The following is an 18253-nucleotide window of genomic DNA, read 5'->3' as shown; positions in this document are numbered from 1 at the left end:
CGCCGCTCGCGGCCGTCGGTCCCATGGGGTCCGCGCCACCCGCACAACGGCCCGTTGTGCGGGTGGGGCGCCGCTCGCCGGTGTGCCGACCGGGCACGGCGTGCGGCCGGCCCGCCACCGGAGCCGGTCGCCGCCGCCCTGGGCCGGGTGGGACGGGCCGGCCGGTACTCTGGTGACCTGCGGCAGGCTCCCGTGGCCGCCGCGCGGCGGTGGGGCTCGCCGTACCCGAACCGCGGCACCGGTGCCGCCAACAGTCCCTACTTGTGACCAGACGCGCCCGTACCTCCCGGGCGCCGCACGAGTAGGAGACGCGACCGCCCATGACAACCCCACGTGACCAGGCCATCGAGCCCACCGGTCCCGGCCTCGGCCCGTCGGTGTCCGCCCGGCGCGGTGCGCTGTCCCACGGGCAGGCGCCCGTGATCGCCGTCGTCGCCGTCGGCGGCGCGCTGGGGGCCGCCGCCCGCTACGGGGCCTCCCTGGCCTGGCCCACCCCGGCCGGTGCCTTCCCGTGGACCACCCTGCTGGTGAACGCGGTCGGGTGCGCGGTGATCGGCGTATTCATGGTGATCATCTCGGATGTGTGGGTCGCGCCCCGGCTGGTGCGACCCTTCTTCGGCACCGGTGTGCTGGGCGGCTTCACCACCTTCTCCACCTACGCCGTCGACATCCAGCACCTGGTGCGGAGCGGCCATGCCCGCATCGGCCTGGCCTACCTGGCCGCCACCCTGCTCGCCGCGCTCGCGGCCGTGTGGTCGGCGGCCGCGGTGACCCGCCGCCTGATCTCCCGGAGGACGACATGACACGGCTGCACGGCTCCGCGCTACGGGTGACGATCTTCGTCGGGGAGTGCGACACCCACCACCACAAGCCGCTCTACAGCGAGATCGTCCACCGCGCTCACCGGGCCGGACTGGCCGGCGCGAGCGTGTTCAAAGGCATCGAGGGCTTCGGCGCCTCCTCCCTGATCCATACCAGCCGCCTGTTGTCGCTGAGCGAGGACCTGCCGGTCGCGATCGTGATCGTCGACGAGGAGGCCCGCATCCGTGCCTTCCTGCCCCAGCTCGACGCACTGGTCGCCGAGGGGCTGGTGATCCTCGACGAGTGCGAGGTCATCCGCTACGTCGGCCGCCACCAGGACACGGAGCGGAGGACCCGGTGAACTGGCTGCTGGTGGTGGCCGGCGCGATGGTGGGGGCGCCACTGCGCCACCTGACCGACCGCGCCGTACAGGCCCGGCACGACACCGTCTTCCCCTGGGGCACCTTCGCCGTCAACGTCACCGGCTGTCTGGTCCTGGGGCTGCTGTCCGGTGCGGCCGCCCACGGTGCCGCGCCCCCATCCCTGCGGTTGCTGCTCGGCACCGGCCTGTGCGGGGCGCTGACCACCTACTCGACGTTCTCCTACGAGACGCTGCGGCTGGCCGAGGACGGGGCGCGGTTCCTCGCCGCGGCCAATGTGGTCGCCGGGGTGGGGGCCGGACTCGGCGCCGCGTTCGCCGGCGCGGCCTTCGCGCAGGCGGTGTGGGCGTGAAGCCGGACACGGGAGCCGGGGCAGCACCGGGCATGCGGCCATGGCGGTTCGTGGTGTGGTTCGGCACGGTCAGCCTGCTGGCCGACGTCGTCTACGAAGGCGCCCGCTCCGTCACCGGCCCGCTGCTCGCCTCATTGGGCGCCTCCTCCCTGGTCGTGGGCGTCGTCACCGGCGCCGGTGAGGGAGCGGCGCTCGGTCTGCGGCTGGTCTCCGGGCCGTTGGCGGACCGCACCCACCGCTTCTGGGGCCTGGCCATCGCCGGCTACGCGCTGACGGTGGTCTCGGTGCCGCTGCTGGGTGTGGCCGGGGTGCTGTGGGCCGCCTGCGTGCTGGTGATCGCCGAGCGGGTCGGCAAGGCGGTGCGCTCCCCGGCCAAGGACACCCTGCTCTCGCACGCCACCGCGGCCACCGGCCGCGGCCGCGGCTTCGCCGTCCACGAGGCCATGGACCAGATCGGCGCCCTGGTGGGCCCGCTGCTCGTGGCCGGGGTGCTCGCGCTCACCGGCGACGACTACGCCCCCGCCCTGGGCGTCCTGGCCGTGCCCGGAGCAGCGGCCCTGGGGCTGCTGGTCTGGCTGCGGAGCCGCGTCCCCGACCCCGAGGCGTACGAGCGCGGGGCGGCGCCGAAGGCCCCGTCGGCGGCAGCGGGGGGCCGCCTGCCGACGGCGTTCTGGACGTACGCGGCGTTCACCGCGGCCACCACCACCGGATTCGCCACCTTCGGCGTGCTCTCCTACCACCTCGTCCAGCGCCATCTGCTGGCCACCGCCTGGGTGCCCGTGCTCTACGCCGGAGCCATGGCCGTGGACGCCGTCGCCGCGCTCGCCACCGGCTGGCTGTACGACCGGTACGGCCCCCGGGTCCTGGTGGCCCTGCCGGTGCTGACCGCCGCGGTCCCGTGCCTGGCTTTCACCCACACCCTCGCGCCGGCCGCGGCCGGTTCGCTGGTGTGGGGTGCGGCCATGGGCATCCAGGAATCCACCCTGCGCGCCGTGGTGGCCGATCTGGTGCCCTCCGGGCGCCGGGCGACCGCCTACGGCGTCTTCGCCGGCGCCGTCGGCGCCGCCAGCCTCGCCGGCGGCGCGCTGACCGGCGGCCTGTACGGCTACTCCATCCCCGTGCTGATCACCGTGGTCGTGGTCATCCAGGTCCTCGCCCTGGCCCTCCTGGGCGTCACCACCACCCGCCGCACCAGGCCCCGGACGGGGTGAGGCACGCTGTTTGCCGCGTTCGGCGCCGGTGCGGGCCAGGAGACCACTTCCCCTGGCAGGAGACCGGATCCCGCCGGCGGCCGGAACCCGCGGCCACCGCCTGATCCTCGGCCTTCACACACCGGTGATCGACGGTGGCCGCATCCCTCTCCGGACCGGTCTGCGGACTCGATCACGCCCTGGTCACGGAGTGCCGCCCGGACCAGCCGGTGGCGGCCGCGACCTCACCCGCGATGTCCACGACAGCCCTCCCATCCGTCACCACCCGCAGGGTCTGTGCGGGGACGCGCTGGTCCAGCAGCCGCGCCTTGCGGGCACTGCCTTCCAGCTCCTGCTCCAGTTCCGAGCCGAGCTCCCGGCGCACCAGCCGCTCGCGGGCGGTGGCATCGGAGGCAGTGAGAAGGATCCGCACGATCCGCACATCCGCACCCATGGCCCGCTGGAACATGCCGGTCGCCTCGGGCAGCACACTGAGAGTGTTCGTGTAGATCAGCCGGCGGTAGCCGCGTCGGGTGAAGTTGGCCCACACGGCGGTGAGATTGACCTCGGTGATCTCCGAACGGTGCGGATCCCCCTCCGGGGCCGGATGCACCTGCCCCATGAAGTCACCATCGATGACCGCGTGGGGGACCGCCGCGGCTCGTAGCAACGCCGAAACCTCCCATCCCACCGTCGTCTTGCCCACTCCGGCCCGCCCGCCGATCACCAGCACTTCCGCCTGATTCATAGGAGCAGCCTGTCAGCTCCCCTCCGTCTCACGCGATCCGATATCGCGCGACCCCACTGACGTCCTGCGCGGGTCATGCCACTGCCGTTCACAGGGCGTTCGCGCGTTGGCGGTCCAGGGAAACCCCCCGCTTCCCGGGGGAGATGCGGATGCGAGGTCTGCCCGGCGCTCGGAGCCGAGCCCCACCCCGCGTGCGCGGGGTGGGGCTCGACTCGGCGTCCAGGTGGGACATCGGCCACCTCGTATGGGTACCGGCGACGGTGGTGGGGGACCGGAGCACGGGCCCGAGGGGTGGAACGAGTCGGAGCGCCGGGGTCTTCTCCTGGGCGGCAGGGAGGCGGAGTCCGCGCGGGACGGGGGCTTCAGGGGGCCGTCACCGAGATCCCCGGCACTCGGGGTGCGCCCGGATCCCCGATCAGCGCGGCGGGGACCGTGGCATGGCGTGGCCGAGGGCGGGCAGGCGGGCGGGGGTACCGGGCGGACCGGGGCCCGGCCGCAGACGTTGTGGCCGGCCCGAGCCGCCGTCACGTCACGGCGTAGACGAACATGAAGGCGGCCACGGCCAGCAGGACCACCGCGAAAATGCGCTGCAGACGGGGCCCGGCGACCTTCTCGGCCATGCGCTTGCCGTCCCAGGCACCCAGGATCGCGGCTCCGATGAACGGGCCGATCACCGCCCAGTCGAGCGAGACCGCGGCGCCGGAGCGAGTGGCCAGGGACGCCAGTGAGTTGGCCGTGATGACCAGCAGGCTGGTGCCGACTGCGGCCTCCATCTCGAAGGCCAGGACGGTGACCAGGGCGGGGACGACGAGAAAGCCGCCGCCCACACCGAGCAGCCCGGTCAGCGCGCCCAGGCCGGCCCCGGCCGCGGCTGCCTTGCCCGGCCGCACCTCGCCGCCCCCGGGGCGGGCGGTCTCAGCGGGCCGGAGCATCCTGACGGCGGAGACGACGGCCGTAGCGGCGAAGGCGAGGGTGAGGACGGCTTGGGGCATGTGGGTGGCGGCGGCTCCGGCGGCGGCCGCCGGAAGAACCCCGGCGGCCGCGAACGCCGCTCCGGCCTTCCACCGCACCCGCCCGGTCCGGGCGTGCGCGTACAGGGCGGTCAGCGAGGTGGCGGTGACGATGATCAGGCTGGCGGTGGTGGCCGCGGTGGGGGTGAAGCCGAGCAGGTAGATCAGCGCGGGCACCGCCAGGACGCTGCCGCCGCCGCCGAGGGCGCCGAGCGCCAGGCCGACGACGGCTCCTGCGACCAGGGCCAGGATCACGGCGGTCACGCTGTTCGCCCACCCTGTCCGCTGACGGCGGCCACCGGCAGCCCGGCCCCGGGCCGGGCGCGGGTGCCGCCGGAGGTGTCCGCCGCGCCGACGCCGCCGGACTCGATGAGCGTGGCGGCCTGCCGCGGGACGTGCCCGCGGCGGTGGCCCGGCATCACATCCGGGCTCCGCGGAGTGTCCGGCAGGGCGGCTTCGGCCGGCGGAGGGGGAAGCGACCGGTGGACGGCGCCGGGCATGTGTCCGGCCCGCCACTCGGGGACTCGGGACACGGCCGGCGGCACGGTATCGCCGTCAGTGATACGGGGGCGGGCCTGTCCGGGGCCGAGGCGGCCAGGACCGTGACCGGAGGGGAACATCGCGTGCTTTCTGTACGGGTGGGGCAGGGGATTCAGGGCCGGGTGAGGGTCAGGCCCGCGTCGGCGGCGGCCTCGAAGCCGTCATCGATGGCGATGACCTTTCGTCCGGTCGCGTCCAGGAGGGAAGCGGCGATCGCCGCGCGCATCCCGCCGGCGCAGTGCACCCACACCGTGCCCTCCGGCACCGCGCCGACCCGGCCGTGCAGCTCGTGGAGCGGAATGTGCACGGAGCCCTCGATGAAGCCGTGCGCGCGTTCGGAATCCCGGCGCACATCCAGCACCACCACGTCCTCGCCGCGCCCGTGCGCTGCGGCGAGGTCGGCGAACCGGGCGCGGGGGAAGGAGGCGAGCTGTTCCCCCTCACGGACCCAGGTGGCCGGATCACCGGTGGCGGCGGCGGCCGGGCGGTCGATGCCGACCCGGGTCAGCTCCCGCTGCGCGTCGGCGATCTGCGCCGGGGTGTCGGCGAGCAGGGTGACCGGCTTCCCCCACGGGATCAGCCAGGCCAGATAGGTGGCCAGTTTGCCGGTGCCCTCGAAGTTGAACGATCCGGCCACATGGCCGTCCGCGAAGGCGACCCGGCTGCGCAGGTCCACCACCCACTCACCGGCCGCCAGCCGTTCCGCGATCTGCACGGCGTCGGCGGGTTCGGGCGGGGTCAGGTCGACGGGCGCGGGGCCGGCGGCGTTGGCCGGGCCCATGTGCGCGTAGTAGGCGGGCACGTCATCCAGTCCGGCCAGGATCCGCTTGACGAAGGTGTCCGCGTCCAGGGTGAAGGCGTCGTTGCCGGCGCGTTCCCTGCCGATGGTGGTCGTGTCGCCCTCGGCCTGGGAGGAGGAGCAGAAGCTGCCGAAACCGTGCGTGGGCAGCACGGGCACCTCGTCGTCGAGCAGTGCCGCCAGCCGGTGGGCGGAGGTGTGCTGAGCGCGGGCCAGGTGCTCGGTCAGCCGCGGGTCCACCAGGTCCGGACGCCCGACGGTGCCGATCAGCAGCGAGCCGCCGGTGAAGGCCGCCACCGCGCGCCCCTCCTCCTCCAGCGCGTAGGAGGTGTGGTGCGGGGTGTGGCCCGGGGTGGCTATCGCACGCAGCACCAGGTGCTCGTCCACCTCGAAGGTGTCGCCGTCCGTGACCGGAGTGCGGGTGAAGGAGACGCCGGCGTCGGCCGGGACCAGATAGCGGGCGCCGGTGAGGCGGGCCAGTTCCAGCCCGCCGGTGACGTAGTCGTTGTGCACATGCGTCTCCGCCACGTAGGCGATCCGCACCCCTCGCCGGGCGGCGGTGGCGATCACCTGGTCGACGTCCCGCGGCGGATCGACCACGACCGCCGCTCTCGGACCTCCGGCCAGGTAACTGCGGTTGCCCAGCCCCTCGAACTCCAGGGTGTCGACGAAAAACACGGTGTGGCTCCTTTTCTGGGATGGTGTACTCGGGAAACTGCGGTCCCGGGAAACCGCCGCCACGGCCCGACGACACTCGCGCCACTCCGAGCCGCGCGTTGCCCCTGCGCGGCCCTCACGTCCTGGTCCCCGGCACAAACGATCACCGTCCGACATGGCGGCAGGGGGTGTCGCAAAGGGTGCGGGGCGGAATGGCGTGTCCGGGCGGCCTCATGCCGGCGGACGTATGCGGCGGTTGCCCGCTGGTTCCGCTGTCGTCAGTCCTCACGCACCGCGGCCTGGGCACGGTCGCCGTTGTCCACGGCGCCCGCGCGGTCGGGGACGGTGACCGGCAGCCCCGCCGCTTCCCATGCCTCAAGGCCGCCCGCCACGCTGTAGACGGAGGACCGGCCTGCGCGGATCGCCTGCGCGCCGCCCCGCACGCTGCGGGCGCCCGTGCGGCAGATGAAGGCCAGGGGGCCGTCAGGCAGATCCGACAGCGAGGCCGGCAACGTGCTGAGGGCGGCGTGGACGGCGCCGGTCGGGTGACGCGCTGCCCATTCGTCGTCCTCGCGGACATCGACCAGGGTGAGTTTCCCGTCCGCGAGGCGGCGATACGCCTCGGCGGGAGACAGCTCGGCGGGCGGGTGACCGTCGCCGGAGTCCGGGCTCTGCCCGGTGGCGGGCAGGACCGTCCGGATCGCCTCGTAGTTCGAGGCGTGGACGACGGCTATCTGCTGTCCCATCATCGGGCAGACGTTCATCGCCTCTTCCCAGTGAGCGGTGGACTCCCATTCCGCCACATTGACGAGACGGAATGTGCTCCCGGGAACGATCGTGCGGAACATGTACGTCCGGATGAACCCGGGCTGAGTCGCCATCACCTCCGCGGCGCTCTGCCAGGCGTCGAGATACGCGCTTTCCTTCTCCTCGTCGATCTCGATCGGGATGATCACGACGTGGCGGTTTTCCATCTGCCGATTCCTCTGTCCTGTGACGCGATTGCCGCTTCTGACGTACCGCTCGGCCCGGAGGCGTTCCCCGCGCATGAGGGAACACGACCGGGTCCGAGGGGTGCCGGCTCGGGTTGTGAGCCGGTGATGTCCGAATGCAGCCTGCGCGCACCGGTCCATGGTCGGCAAATGTCTTTGCTGAACCGGCAAATGGATCGGCGTGGTCCGTCCGCTACGTGGTTTCGGCGGACCCGGTGGCCACCTACGCGGACGCGATCTCTGTCAGCAGGCCGGCGACAGCCTCAGGCGCGCTGATCATGAGATCGTGTCCACTGTCGATCTCCCAGAATCGGCCTTCGGCGCGCGCCTTGGCCATCAGATCCTCGTTGTGGATCCCCAGAGCCAGACTCGTGGCGGAGACGATCCGGTACTGCGGTATCGCCTCCAGAGCCGGCCGGTTGTTCAGGACCAGCGGCTGCTCCAGCGTTTTCCACGGGTGAGGGGTGAGGCGTGGCAGCATCCACGCGATGTCCTCGGGGTCCGTGACCCCGAAAAACCTCACCAGGTCCTCGCTGGGGAAGAATACGAGCTCGACACCGTCGACGACCCGGCCATTCTCCCTCTCCTTGAGAAGCGCCGGGAACGCCTCGACCTGTGACCGGCCCTCGGGGGCATCGAGAAACACCAGCTTTCCGACCCGGTCGCTGACACGGTCGGCGGCTCCCTGGATCACTGTGCCGCCGTAGCTGTGGCCGACGAGCACCACGTCGCTCAGGTCCTCGTAGAAAAGGAGGCTGGCCACGTCGGTGATGTGCGTGTCCAGATCGACATCGGGGCTCACGAGGTGTGACCGGTCGCCCAGCCCCGCCAGGGTCGGGGCATACACCGTGTGCCCCTCGGCCTCCAGGAGACGAGTGACCTTCCGATAGCACCAGCCGCCATGTCCAGCACCGTGGACCAGTACATAGGTGGCCATGATCTCTCCTCTGCTCTGTGTTGATCGCGGATGACTGAGGGACCGCACAATGTTGTCGTGCCGTCCTTGGCGTGACGTTGGTTTCGCGCCGCGTCCCGTGGCTCTTTCGCCGCCGGCTGCTCTCGTGGTCAGGTGGTCCTCTCGGCCCCACCCTGGCGGGTGCGGGGCCGCTTCCACGCCGCGCCGGGGGAGAGGCCGGGCCGCGTGGTGGCCTCGCCGGTGGCCTGGGCGAGCAGGGCAAGCGCGGCTCGCGCGGGCGAGCCCGCCTCTGTGGTGGCGACCACCACGTTGGGTCCCGGCCCGGTGCTCAAGGTCTGCAGCATGACGGTCAGGGGCCCGACCAGCGGATGGCGCATCTCATAGGCGCCGACGGTGCAGGGCTTGACCCGGTGTTCGGCCCACATCGAGGCGAACTCGGCACTCTTCGCGGACAGTTCGCCCAGGAGCGCGTGCAGCGCCATGTCCTCCGGATGCCGGGCCGCCACCAGGCGCAGGTTCGCGACCACCGCCCTGGCCCGGCTCGGCCAGTCCGCGTACAGGTCGCGGACATGGGGGTCGAGGAACAGCAGCCTGGCCATGTTGGGACGCCGCGCCGGCAGGTCAGGGGCGCCGGGGTCCAGATGCCCGGCGAACAACGCATGGCCCAGGCGGTTCCACGCCAGTGCGTCGCTGCGCCGGCCGAGCACGATCGCGGGCACGTGGTCCAGCGCCTCCAGCAACTGGCGCGTCGCCTCCGTCACGCGTTCCGGAGCCGGACGCCGGCCCCGGGGGCGCTGCCGGTCCACCCGGCCCAGGTCGTGCAGGTGCCGCCGCCCGGACTCGTCCAGCCGCAGCGCCCCGGCGATCGCGTCCAGCACCTCGGGCGACGCGCTCAGCGACTGCCCCTGCTCGAGCCGGGTGTAGTAGGAGGTGCTCACACCCGCCAGCATCGCCAGCTCCTCGCGCCGCAGCCCCGGCACGCGCCGGCGCTCCCCGTAGGTGGGTATCCCGACGTCCTCCGGGCGCAGTTGGGAGCGCCGCGCCCGCAGAAAGCTCCCGAGCCGCGTTCTTCCATCCATGGCTTTGAGTATGGACGGCCTCGCGACACCTAGCCTGACCCGGCTGTGGATAGGCAACGGCGGGTCCGGCTCCCGGCCCGCACCGTCGATGAAGTGGCGGGCAGCCTGGGCGGGGAGACCGGGCACGTCGTGCGCTGCCCCGCGGGTGGCGGGCGGCGGGCGGTAGGCCCTCGGCGCGGTCACCGCCGTGACTCGGTCTACCGCCGTGACTCGGTGTACCGCCGGCCTGCCCGCCGACCGGCCGCCCGCCGGACCCGCACACGTGCACGCGAAGCCGCGCCGGTGAGGCGACGCGAGCCCAGGAGGCCGCCCCCGCCAGGCCGTCGCCGACGCCGCGTGCACCCGTTCCTGGAGCGCGGATACGACGAGTGCCCTGGCCGCGGCCACGGGGGCCGCGTCGCCTCCCGGGCCACGCGCACCGCACGCCCCGATGGGGAGAGCCGTCGCCTGCCACCGGGAATTCCGGTTCGTCGCCCGCGGTCTGGACGCCCTCGCCCTCGATCACGTAGCGGATCTCGTCGGCCGTCGGGTGCTCGTGGCGGGCGACGTCGTCCGGATCCCCCAGGGCACCCCGCACTCGACGGACAACACCGGCCGGCGTCCGCTGCGCCTGGTGTCTCAGGTCCGGCGCTCGGGCCGGCGCTCCGGTGCCGGCTCGGCGCCATGGGCGGAACCGGCGGCCACGGCGGAGGAGGAGCGGTCGCCGGCCGCCGGGGCGATGAAGATCGCCAGGGTGACGCAGGCCAGCACGACGAGCATGGCCGTGCGAAGCCCGTAGTGCTCGCCGAGGAAGCCCAGGCTCGGCGGGCCGACGAGGAACGCGACATAGCCGATGGTCGCCACGAGGCTGACGCGTGCGGTGGCGTTGGGGCCGGAGTCGCTGGCGGCCGACAGGGCGACGGGGAAGCCGAGGGAGGCGCCCAGGCCCCAGAACAGGACGGCGGCGCCGGCGAGCAGCGCGCTGTCGGCGAAGACCACCAGGAGGACCCCGATGGCGCCCGACACGGCACCCGCGCGGACGACCATGGCGCGTCCGAAGCGGTCGAGGAAGAAGCTGCCGCTGAACCGCCCGAGCGTCATCGCCGCGGCGAAACCGGCGTAGACCAGCGAGCCCTGGGCCGCGTCGAGTCCGTGGCCGTCCACCATGAGCAGCGGCAGCCAGTCGTTGGCCGCGCCTTCCGCAAGGGCCATGGCCAGCACGATCACGCCGATCAGGAGCAGTCGCGAGTCCCGCCACATCTCCCGCGCGGACTCATCCGGCGCCTCGCGCGTCGCAGAGCCGCGCGTGTGCACACCGGTGCCGGACGGGACCGCCCTGATCGCGTACAGGAACACCGTCAACGACACGCAGGTGACCGCCAGAAGGTGCCAGTGGGCCGGCAGGCGCTGGGCGGTGGCGGCAATGCCGCACACAGCGCCCACGACCGTGCCGAGACTGAAACAGCCGTGCAGGGTGGGCATGACGGTGGTGCCGGTGATCCGCTCGATCTCGACGCCGTCCACGTTGGTCGCGACCTCGGCCGAGCCCATGCCCGCACCGAAGGTCAGCAGCCCGACGAACACGACGGGGCTCCATGAGGCCAGACTGCCGCAGCCGACGAGCGTCACGCTCACGACGACGAGGAAGTTGCCGACACCGATGACGGGCCGGGTGCCGAATCTGTTCACCAGCGGTCCCGAGGACAGAATGCCGGTCATGGAGCCTGCGGAGAGGCCGAGGAGGATGATGCCCATCTCGGCCGTTGACGCTCCCAGCCGGTCCCGGATGTCGGGGGTGCGCGTCACCCACGAGGAGATCGCCAAGCCGGTCAGAAAGAAGAACAGGAAGAGGGATCGCCGCCAACGGCGGGTGGCGAGGTCCATAGGGATGCTCCGTGCGGGGCGAGGAAGCGGGGCCAGCTGCGGATCGCAAAGAAGTATGTACGAATGTACATTGTTGGCCGGGTGGCTGGAAGGAGCGCAGCACAATGACTGGATCTTCGCGCGGTCCCAACGATCCCGAACGCAGGGACCGCATCATCGACGCGACCCTGGAACTCGTCGCGGAGCGCGGTGTCGCCGGGGTCACGTACCGGAGCGCCGCGCAGGCCGCGGAGGTGCCGCTGGGTTCGGTGACCTACTACTTCGACTCCCTGCGGCAGCTGCTCACCGAGGCGTTCACGCGGCTGGCCGAATCGGAGTCGTCGCGGTACGGGGCACTGCTCGACCGCGCGGCTACGCCACAGGAGGCGCGCGAGGCAGTCGTGGAGATCATCTGTGGACACCAGGTGGGGAGCGAGCGGGAGCTGCTGCTCAGCTACGAGCTCTACGCCTTCGCTGCTCGCAACCCGGAGCTCCGGTCGGTGATGCGGTCCTGGATGCAGCGCAGCCGTTCGGCTCTCGGCCGGCACTTCGATGCCCGGACGGCCAGGGCGCTGGACGCTCTGATCGAGGGGTTCATCATTCACAACTCCGTGGATGAGGAGCCGACGCCCCGGGAGGACATCGCGGTCGTCGTACAGGCCATCACGGGATGACACGCCCGCGACCGTGGGTCCGGCAACGCGGGGTCGCGGCCTTCCACCGGCGGACGCGGCGCTCGGGGGCGGGCACGCCTGCCCGCGCACCGCGGCCCCGCCGGCCCGCCACTCCAGCCAGGTCCGCCGATGGAAGGAAGACGACGGGGCCCGCCGAGGGCGGACGCCTGGTGTGTGCCGTCACCGGAACACCGGCGCCCGAGCCGATGGCCGGGTGTCGCGTCGAAGCCGAGCCGGAGCGGAGCACATGAGCGAGAACGGCGGCGAGAGCCGGAGGCGGAACGCGACGGAGGGACCGGGCAGGAGCAGCCCGGAGGTGGCCGAAGTGCTGTCCCTTCTGGCCAAGGAGCGCGGACTCGAGCTGCGCCTGGTGCGGCGGTTCGAGCGGGGGGACGAGGGCGCCTATGAGGTCGTGACCCCGGCAGGGCACGCTCTCGTCCTCAAATGGATCCCCTGGAGCGAGGCCGCCGCCACGGCGGCCACGGCGACGGCCCGTCGACTGGAGCGGCTGCGGGGCCATGGGTCTCCCATCCCGGCCCAGGTCGCATCGGGACGAGCGGGCGATGTCTTGTTCGAACTGCAGGAGTTGGCCGCCGGACAGCCTGTGCAGGAGGTCACCGAAAGCGTGCTGGAGCAACTGCTGGCAGCGGTGGCCGCGCAGCGGGGCGCCGGTCTGGGCACACCCGAGGACTGGTGGGAATTCCTGATCGACGGCCTGTTCCGGGACCGCACCCCGTTGTGCCGCCCATCTGTTCTCCACGGCTGTACGGGGCCGGTCGAGCAGCTGCTCAGACGGCTGCGGAAGGCCGCGCTGGATGTCGGGCCGCCGCGGCGGGTCCCCGACGATGTCGTCCACTTCGACTTCGGGCCCGCCAATGTCCTGGCCGACCGCGGGCGGCTCACCGCCATCCTCGACTGGCAGTCGTGCCGGGACGGCGACGCCGGCTATGACCTGGTCACCACGGACTGGGATCTGGCGGCCTGGCCCAAGGCGGCGCCCGGGGTCCGCGAGCGGCTGGCCCAGGAGATCGCACGGACCTGCGACAAGGGTGCCGTCGCCGGGTACGCGGCGCACACCGTACTGCGCAACCTCACCTGGTCCTACGGCACGGAGTGGGAGGAGCACATCGTGCGCACCGGACACGCCTTCCTGGACCGCTGGGCGACCGGCTGACGCGCGAGGCCGCGGTGTGCGGGGCCGGCGGGGCCGGCCCACCTGGGGTGGACCGTGCGCCCGGCGGGGCGGCCGGCCGCGGCCACCGTGGCGGCCACCGTGGTGGTCGGGCTCCTGGCCGTGGTGCTCTCCGGCCAGGACGGCGGCGTCGCCCGGCAGGCAGCGCCGCCCGGCCCGGCCCCGTACGCGGGTAGGCCCGGCCCCGTACGCCCGTAGGCCCGCCACCCCCTCTACGCCCCGCACGCTCATGAGCGGGGCTGATCCGGGCCGGCCGGTGTCGCCCCGGCCGGTTCCCCCGGGAGGAAGGTCACCTGAGGTGCTCCGGTGCGCGGGTGGACGGCGACCTCGGCCGTCACGCCGTACACCTCGGCGAGCAGGCGCGGGGTGAGCACCTCGGCGGGGGGGCCCGAGGCGATGACCTCGCCGTTGTGCAGGGCGTAGAGGCGGTCGCAGTAGTACGCGGCGAGGTTGAGGTCGTGCAGGGCCACCAGGACGGTGGCCGGCAGTCGCCGCAGCATGCCGAGCACCTCCAACTGGTGGCGGATGTCCAGGTGGTTGGTGGGTTCGTCGAGGACCAGCAGGGCGGGCTGCTGGGCCAGGGCGCGGGCGATGAGCACGCGCTGGCGTTCGCCCCCGGAGAGGCGGTCGAAGGAGCGGCCGGCCAGGTCGGCGGCGTCGACCGCCGCCAAGGCCGTGTCGATGAGCCGGGCGTCCTCGGCCGTGTCGCCGTCGAGCAGGCGCTTGTGCGGGGTACGGCCCATCGCGACGACCTCGCGCACGGTCAGGTCGATGCCGGTGCCCGGCTCCTGGACCACGGCGGCCATCGTGCGGGCCAGTCGGCGTACCGGCAGCGACCAGGCGTCCGCCCCGTCCACGCGTACCTGCCCGGTGTCGGGGCGCAGCACGCGGTAGACGGCGCGCAGGAGGCTGGACTTGCCGCTGCCGTTGGGCCCGACGAGGCCGATCACCTCCCCGGGCCGGGCGATCAGGGAGACGTCCCGGACGAGGTGGCGTGCGCCGGCGGTGAGCGTCAGGGTCTCGACGGCGAGTTCGGTCCCGCTCATCCCACTCCTCGGACGGCGTCGCGCCGGGCGTCCCGGCGCATCAGCCACAGGAAGAACGGCCCTCCGCACAGGGCTGTCAGGACCCCCACGGGGATCTCCATGGGGGCGGCGACCGTGCGCGCGGCGATGTCGGCCCAGACGAGGAACACCGCTCCGGCCAGCGCGGCGGTCGGCAGGACGCGGCGGTGGTCGCCGCCCACGAACAGGCGCACGATGTGGGGGAGGATCAGGCCGACGAAGCCGATCGGTCCGGCCGCCGCCACCAGCACCCCGGTGACCAGGGACAGCAGGACGAACATCCGGGTGCGGAACCGGGCCACGTCCAGCCCCATCGTGGTGGCGGCCTCCTCGCCCGCCAGGAGCAGGTTCAGCGACCGGGCCTGGACCACCAGCACGGCGGTGCCGAGCAGCAGGGCCGCACCCGGCAGCCACAGCGTGGCCCACTGGACGCCACCGAGCCCGCCGAGCGTCCAGGCGAGGACCTCCTGCGCCTGGTTGCCCCGGTTGGTGGTCAGGAGGAGCAGATCCATCACCGCGGTGAGGACCGACGCCACCGCCACCCCCGACAACACCAGCCGTGACGACGTGATGCGGCCGCCGGCCCGGGCCGTGGTGTACACGAGCAGCAGCGTGGCCAGCGCCCCGGCGAACGCGGCGGCCGACAGCGACACGGACCCGAACAGGCTCACCCCGAAGACGATCACGACGACGGCGCCGAGCGAGGCCCCGGAGGACACCCCCAGCAGATACGGCTCCGCGAGCGGATTGCGCACCAGCGCCTGCATGGCGGTACCCACCACCGCGAGCCCCGCGCCCGTCACGGCCCCGAGCGCCACCCGCGGAGCCCGCACCTTCAGCACGATCGTCTCGCGCGCCCGCGACCGGACCGGCTCCGACCAGTCGGCGCCCAGCGCGTGCGTCACGATGCCCCACACCTCGCCGGGCGGCACATGGACCGAGCCGATGGCCATGCCCGCCGTGGCGGAGACCAGGAGCAGAATGCCGAGCACCGCCAGCACCACGGCGAAGGACGCGCGGCGCGCCCCCTCTTCACCGCTTCCGCCCCGTTGGCCGGGATCCGTCGCCGCGGCGTCCCGTACGGTGCCCGTCACCGGAACTTCTCGGGGTGCAGCGCACGCGCCAGGTCCTGGACCGCGTACGGCGGTCGGACGCCGACCACCGTGGCGGTCAGCGGAAGCACGACGAACCGCCTGTTCTTCACGGCGGGGACGTCGGCGAGCGCGGGCTGCGCGAGCAGGAACTGCTTCTTCCGCTCGACGCTCCCGGCGCCCGCGTAGTCGTAGATCGCGATGACCTCGGGTTTGCGGGCCACGACCTGTTCCCACGACACGTCACCGAACACCTTGTCGAGGTCGTCGAACACGTTCCGTCCGCCGGCCAGTCGGATGATCTCGGTGCCCAGGCCCTTGCCGCCCGCGGTGAACGCCGCCTTCTCCCCGCTGTCGTACACGAACACCGGTACGGCCGGTGTGCCCCGCACCGCCCGGGCGGTCCGCTCGACGCGCCGCTGAAGGTCACCGACCAGTTCGTCGGCGCGCTCCCGCACTCCGAAGATCGTGCCGATGGTGCGGATCTCGTCGTAGGTGTCCTTCATCGACACCCGCTTCTTGCCGCAGTACTCGCGGTTCAGGTACGTGTCGATGCCGGCGTCCGCGAACGCCGTGCGGGAGCGGCCCGCCTTCTCGGCGAACGCGCTGCCGTAGCCGCCGTAGACGAAGTCCGGCTCGGCGTTGAGGACGGTCTCGAAGGACGGTTCCTTCTTCGCCAGCTCGGGGATGGCCTTGAAATCGTTCCGGTAGCGCGCCAGAACGGCCGAGTCGCGGAAGGCGGTGCCCACCATGCGGTCCTTCAGGCCGAGGGCCAGCATGACTTCGGCGGGGTGCTGGTGGATGGTGACCGCCCGCTCGGGCGGCTTCTCGTACGTCGTGCGGGTGCCGCAGTTGTCGATGGTGACCGGGAAGCCCTTGAGCGCTGACGTCGCGTTCGCCGGCTTGTCCGCAACGTCCTTGCCCCCGGCGCAGCCGGTCAGCAGGGTCGCGGACAAGGCGGCGGCGACGGCCGCGACGCGCGGGGCGCGGCGGCGGGAGCCGGCCGGGGGAGAGGGAACAGGACGGGGTATGCGGTTGTACACGTAGAGCCTCCTGGGGAGTCCGCGCTCCTCGGAACGGGCCCGCGACAGGCCAGTGTCCTGACTCCCGGATCGACGTTCCCCCGGCCTTCCCGCGCGGCGCGCAGTGGCGTGTCGAAGGGTTGCACTCCCCGGTCACAGTGGCGGGACCGTGCCGGAATCGCACCGGCTTCCTGTCTCCCGTCGCGGTGATGACCGACCGATCTTACGTAGGTGTGGCCGAAAGGCGAAAGGGCGCACGGCCGGAACCGGCCCCACGGCGGTGTCGGACGCCGCGGACGTGCGCGGGCCGTGGCCGCCGGGGGTCGACATGTGGATGGCCTCCTCGGCCGGCACCGGTCCCCCGCTGTCGGGATGTCACTACCGGCCGCGCCGGCCGTGGCGCGGCTCGACGACGATCTCCCGCTTGAGGATCTTGCCCGTTGCCCCCTTGGGGAGCGCATCGGTGAAGATGACGATCCGCGGATACTTGTAGGCGGCAACCCGCTGTCTGACGTACTCGCCTATCTGCTCGGGTGTGGTCCGCGCACCGTCCCGGAGCGTCACCACGGCGGCCACCTCCTCCCCGTGGACCTCGTGCGGGACGCCCACGACAGCGGCCTCGGCGACGGCGGGGTGTTCGTAGAGCACCTCCTCGATCTCCCGTGGATAGACGTTGTACCCGCCACGGATGATGAGGTCCTTCTTCCGGTCGACGATGAAGTAGTAGCCGTCCTCGTCGGCACGGGCGAGATCGCCGCTGTGAAACCATCCGTCCCGGATGGCCTCCGCGGTCGCCTCCGGACGGTTCCAGTAGCCCTTCATGACGTTCTCGCCGCGGATCGCGATTTCGCCGACCTCACCCGGTCCCACCGGGGTGCCGTCGTCGGCGACGAGCCGAAGTTCGACCCCGCGGACGGGCAGACCGATCGAGCCGGCCTTGCGCGGCCGGTCCGGAGGGTTGAAGGCGGCGACCGGGGAGGTCTCCGAGAGTCCGTAGCCCTCGAGCACGGTCACACCGAATTCCCGTTCGAAGCGATGGAGCACCTCGACCGGCAAGGAAGCTCCGCCTGAAACGGCCAGGTTCAGCCGGGAGAGATCGAATCCGTCGGGGAGCCCGGCGTGCAGCAGGGCCGTGTACATCGTGGGGACGCCGAGGAAGACGGTGACCCTGTCCCGGTGCATGATCTCCAGCGCTTTGACCGCCTCGAACCGCGGCAGCAGGGTCAGACTCGCCCCGGCGGAGACCGCCGTGTTGAGAGCACACGTCTGTCCGAAGGCGTGGAACAGCGGCAGGCCCCCGAACAGGACGTCGTCCGGCCCGATGTGGAGCAATGTCTCGGCCGCGGTGGCCGCGTTGGTCATCAGGTTGCGGTGGGTCAGCTCGGCGCCCTTCGGACTCCCCGTCGTGCCGGAGGTGTACAGGATCACGGCCGTGTCGTCCTCCGCCCGCTCGACGATCCGTGGCATGGGGTCGGCGGCCCGCACCAGGGAGCCGAAAGACGCCGAGGTCATCACCAGGCATTCGGCCCCGGCCGCTGCCGCCGCGGCGACCACCTCGTCCGCGAACGGCGGCCCCGCCAGCGCGATCCGGGATCCGGAGTCCCGCAGTGCGAGCGCCGTTTCACGGGCCTTCAACAGCGGATTCAGCGGTACGACGACGCCGCCTGCGCGCAGAATGCCGTAGTACATGACCGGAAAGTGGATGACGTTGGGCATGACCAAGGCCACGCGGTCACCCGGCCGGACACCCCTGGCCCGCAGCAGCGTGGCGACCCGGGCGCTGGTGTCGTTCAGCTGGGCGTAGGTGAGGGCCAGATCGTCCTGGCGAACGGCCACCCGGTCGCGCTCGGCCCAGGCCGACTCCGCCAGGAGCGTGGCCAGATTGTTCATTCGGTCTCCCCTTG

The 18253-nt window shown here is 72.5% G+C and carries 18 protein-coding genes and 1 riboswitch; of the genes, 6 read left to right on the top strand and 12 right to left on the bottom strand.

Annotated features, from left to right (window positions below; all coding sequences use genetic code 11):
* The first annotated feature begins 320 nt into the window (after window positions 1-320).
* Genes crcB (AXW62_RS09460) through AXW62_RS09445 form a run of 4 tightly spaced genes read left to right on the top strand, consistent with a single transcriptional unit; the run spans window position 321 to window position 2744 of the window.
* Window positions 321-803, top strand: a complete 483-nt coding sequence (crcB, locus tag AXW62_RS09460; protein ID WP_060944103.1) for a fluoride efflux transporter CrcB — start codon at window positions 321-323, stop codon at window positions 801-803.
* Window positions 800-1162 (top strand): DUF190 domain-containing protein, encoded by a 363-nt coding sequence (locus AXW62_RS09455; protein ID WP_060944102.1) that lies wholly within the window; start codon window positions 800-802, stop codon window positions 1160-1162. The genes crcB (AXW62_RS09460) and AXW62_RS09455 overlap by 4 nt, the downstream gene beginning before the upstream one ends.
* Entirely contained in the window at window positions 1159-1533 is a 375-nt protein-coding gene (crcB, locus tag AXW62_RS09450) for a fluoride efflux transporter CrcB (RefSeq protein WP_060944101.1), read from the top strand. The genes AXW62_RS09455 and crcB (AXW62_RS09450) overlap by 4 nt, the downstream gene beginning before the upstream one ends.
* Window positions 1530-2744 carry an MFS transporter gene (locus AXW62_RS09445; protein ID WP_252368554.1) on the top strand — a complete coding sequence of 405 codons (1215 nt, stop codon included), beginning with the start codon at window positions 1530-1532 and terminating at the stop codon, window positions 2742-2744. The genes crcB (AXW62_RS09450) and AXW62_RS09445 overlap by 4 nt, the downstream gene beginning before the upstream one ends.
* 172 nt (window positions 2745-2916) lie before the next feature.
* On the opposite strand, the gene AXW62_RS09440 is transcribed toward AXW62_RS09445, so the two are convergent.
* The 8 genes from AXW62_RS09440 to AXW62_RS09410 all read right to left on the bottom strand — a co-directional run bounded on the left by AXW62_RS09440 (window position 2917) and on the right by AXW62_RS09410 (window position 11327).
* Window positions 2917-3471: an AAA family ATPase gene (locus AXW62_RS09440; protein WP_174556368.1), complete on the bottom strand. Its 555-nt coding sequence runs from the start codon at window positions 3469-3471 to the stop codon at window positions 2917-2919.
* 524 nt (window positions 3472-3995) lie between these two features.
* A complete protein-coding gene (locus AXW62_RS09435; RefSeq protein ID WP_060944099.1) occupies window positions 3996-4745 on the bottom strand; it encodes a sulfite exporter TauE/SafE family protein in 750 nt (249 codons plus the stop codon).
* Complete coding sequence (locus AXW62_RS43825) at window positions 4742-4900, bottom strand: hypothetical protein (protein WP_159060844.1); 159 nt, start codon at window positions 4898-4900, stop codon at window positions 4742-4744. The genes AXW62_RS09435 and AXW62_RS43825 overlap by 4 nt, the downstream gene beginning before the upstream one ends.
* Window positions 4901-5133: 233 nt before the next feature.
* Complete coding sequence (locus AXW62_RS09430; protein ID WP_060944098.1) at window positions 5134-6498, bottom strand: MBL fold metallo-hydrolase; 1365 nt, start codon at window positions 6496-6498, stop codon at window positions 5134-5136.
* 257 nt (window positions 6499-6755) lie between these two features.
* Window positions 6756-7451, bottom strand: a complete 696-nt coding sequence (locus AXW62_RS09425) for a rhodanese-like domain-containing protein (protein WP_060944097.1) — start codon at window positions 7449-7451, stop codon at window positions 6756-6758.
* Window positions 7452-7692: 241 nt separating this feature from the next.
* Window positions 7693-8406 carry an alpha/beta fold hydrolase gene (locus tag AXW62_RS09420; RefSeq protein WP_060944096.1) on the bottom strand — a complete coding sequence of 238 codons (714 nt, stop codon included), beginning with the start codon at window positions 8404-8406 and terminating at the stop codon, window positions 7693-7695.
* Window positions 8407-8534: 128 nt separating this feature from the next.
* A complete protein-coding gene (locus AXW62_RS09415) occupies window positions 8535-9464 on the bottom strand; it encodes a helix-turn-helix domain-containing protein (RefSeq protein ID WP_060944095.1) in 930 nt (309 codons plus the stop codon).
* 618 nt (window positions 9465-10082) lie between these two features.
* Window positions 10083-11327, bottom strand: a complete 1245-nt coding sequence (locus AXW62_RS09410; RefSeq protein WP_060944094.1) for an MFS transporter — start codon at window positions 11325-11327, stop codon at window positions 10083-10085.
* A gap of 104 nt (window positions 11328-11431) precedes the next feature.
* Here AXW62_RS09410 and AXW62_RS09405 point away from each other — a divergent pair, with 104 nt between their 5' ends.
* A complete protein-coding gene (locus AXW62_RS09405) occupies window positions 11432-11980 on the top strand; it encodes a TetR/AcrR family transcriptional regulator (RefSeq protein ID WP_060944093.1) in 549 nt (182 codons plus the stop codon).
* 247 nt (window positions 11981-12227) lie between these two features.
* A complete protein-coding gene (locus tag AXW62_RS09400; protein ID WP_060944092.1) occupies window positions 12228-13154 on the top strand; it encodes an aminoglycoside phosphotransferase family protein in 927 nt (308 codons plus the stop codon).
* A gap of 245 nt (window positions 13155-13399) precedes the next feature.
* Here the strand turns inward: AXW62_RS09400 and AXW62_RS09395 are convergent, their stop codons facing one another.
* The 4 genes from AXW62_RS09395 to AXW62_RS09380 all read right to left on the bottom strand — a co-directional run bounded on the left by AXW62_RS09395 (window position 13400) and on the right by AXW62_RS09380 (window position 18239).
* The gene (locus AXW62_RS09395; RefSeq protein WP_060944091.1) at window positions 13400-14218 is read right to left on the bottom strand and encodes an ABC transporter ATP-binding protein; all 819 of its coding nucleotides are present in this window, start codon (window positions 14216-14218) and stop codon (window positions 13400-13402) included.
* Window positions 14215-15330 (bottom strand): FecCD family ABC transporter permease, encoded by a 1116-nt coding sequence (locus AXW62_RS09390; protein WP_060944090.1) that lies wholly within the window; start codon window positions 15328-15330, stop codon window positions 14215-14217. The genes AXW62_RS09395 and AXW62_RS09390 overlap by 4 nt, the downstream gene beginning before the upstream one ends.
* On the bottom strand, window positions 15327-16370 hold the full coding sequence (locus AXW62_RS09385; RefSeq protein ID WP_060944089.1) for an ABC transporter substrate-binding protein: 1044 nt from the start codon (window positions 16368-16370) through the stop codon (window positions 15327-15329). The genes AXW62_RS09390 and AXW62_RS09385 overlap by 4 nt, the downstream gene beginning before the upstream one ends.
* Window positions 16371-16400: 30 nt before the next feature.
* A riboswitch (cobalamin riboswitch) is annotated at window positions 16401-16586 on the bottom strand.
* A 141-nt stretch (window positions 16587-16727) separates the two neighbouring features.
* Complete coding sequence (locus tag AXW62_RS09380) at window positions 16728-18239, bottom strand: long-chain-fatty-acid--CoA ligase (protein ID WP_060944088.1); 1512 nt, start codon at window positions 18237-18239, stop codon at window positions 16728-16730.
* Between the last annotated feature and the right edge of the window lie 14 nt (window positions 18240-18253).

This window comes from Streptomyces hygroscopicus subsp. hygroscopicus (assembly GCF_001553455.1).
GTDB lineage: Bacteria > Actinomycetota > Actinomycetes > Streptomycetales > Streptomycetaceae > Streptomyces > Streptomyces hygroscopicus.
The sequence above is the reverse complement of the archived record's forward strand: the minus strand, read 5'-3'. Positions and strand labels throughout refer to the sequence as shown.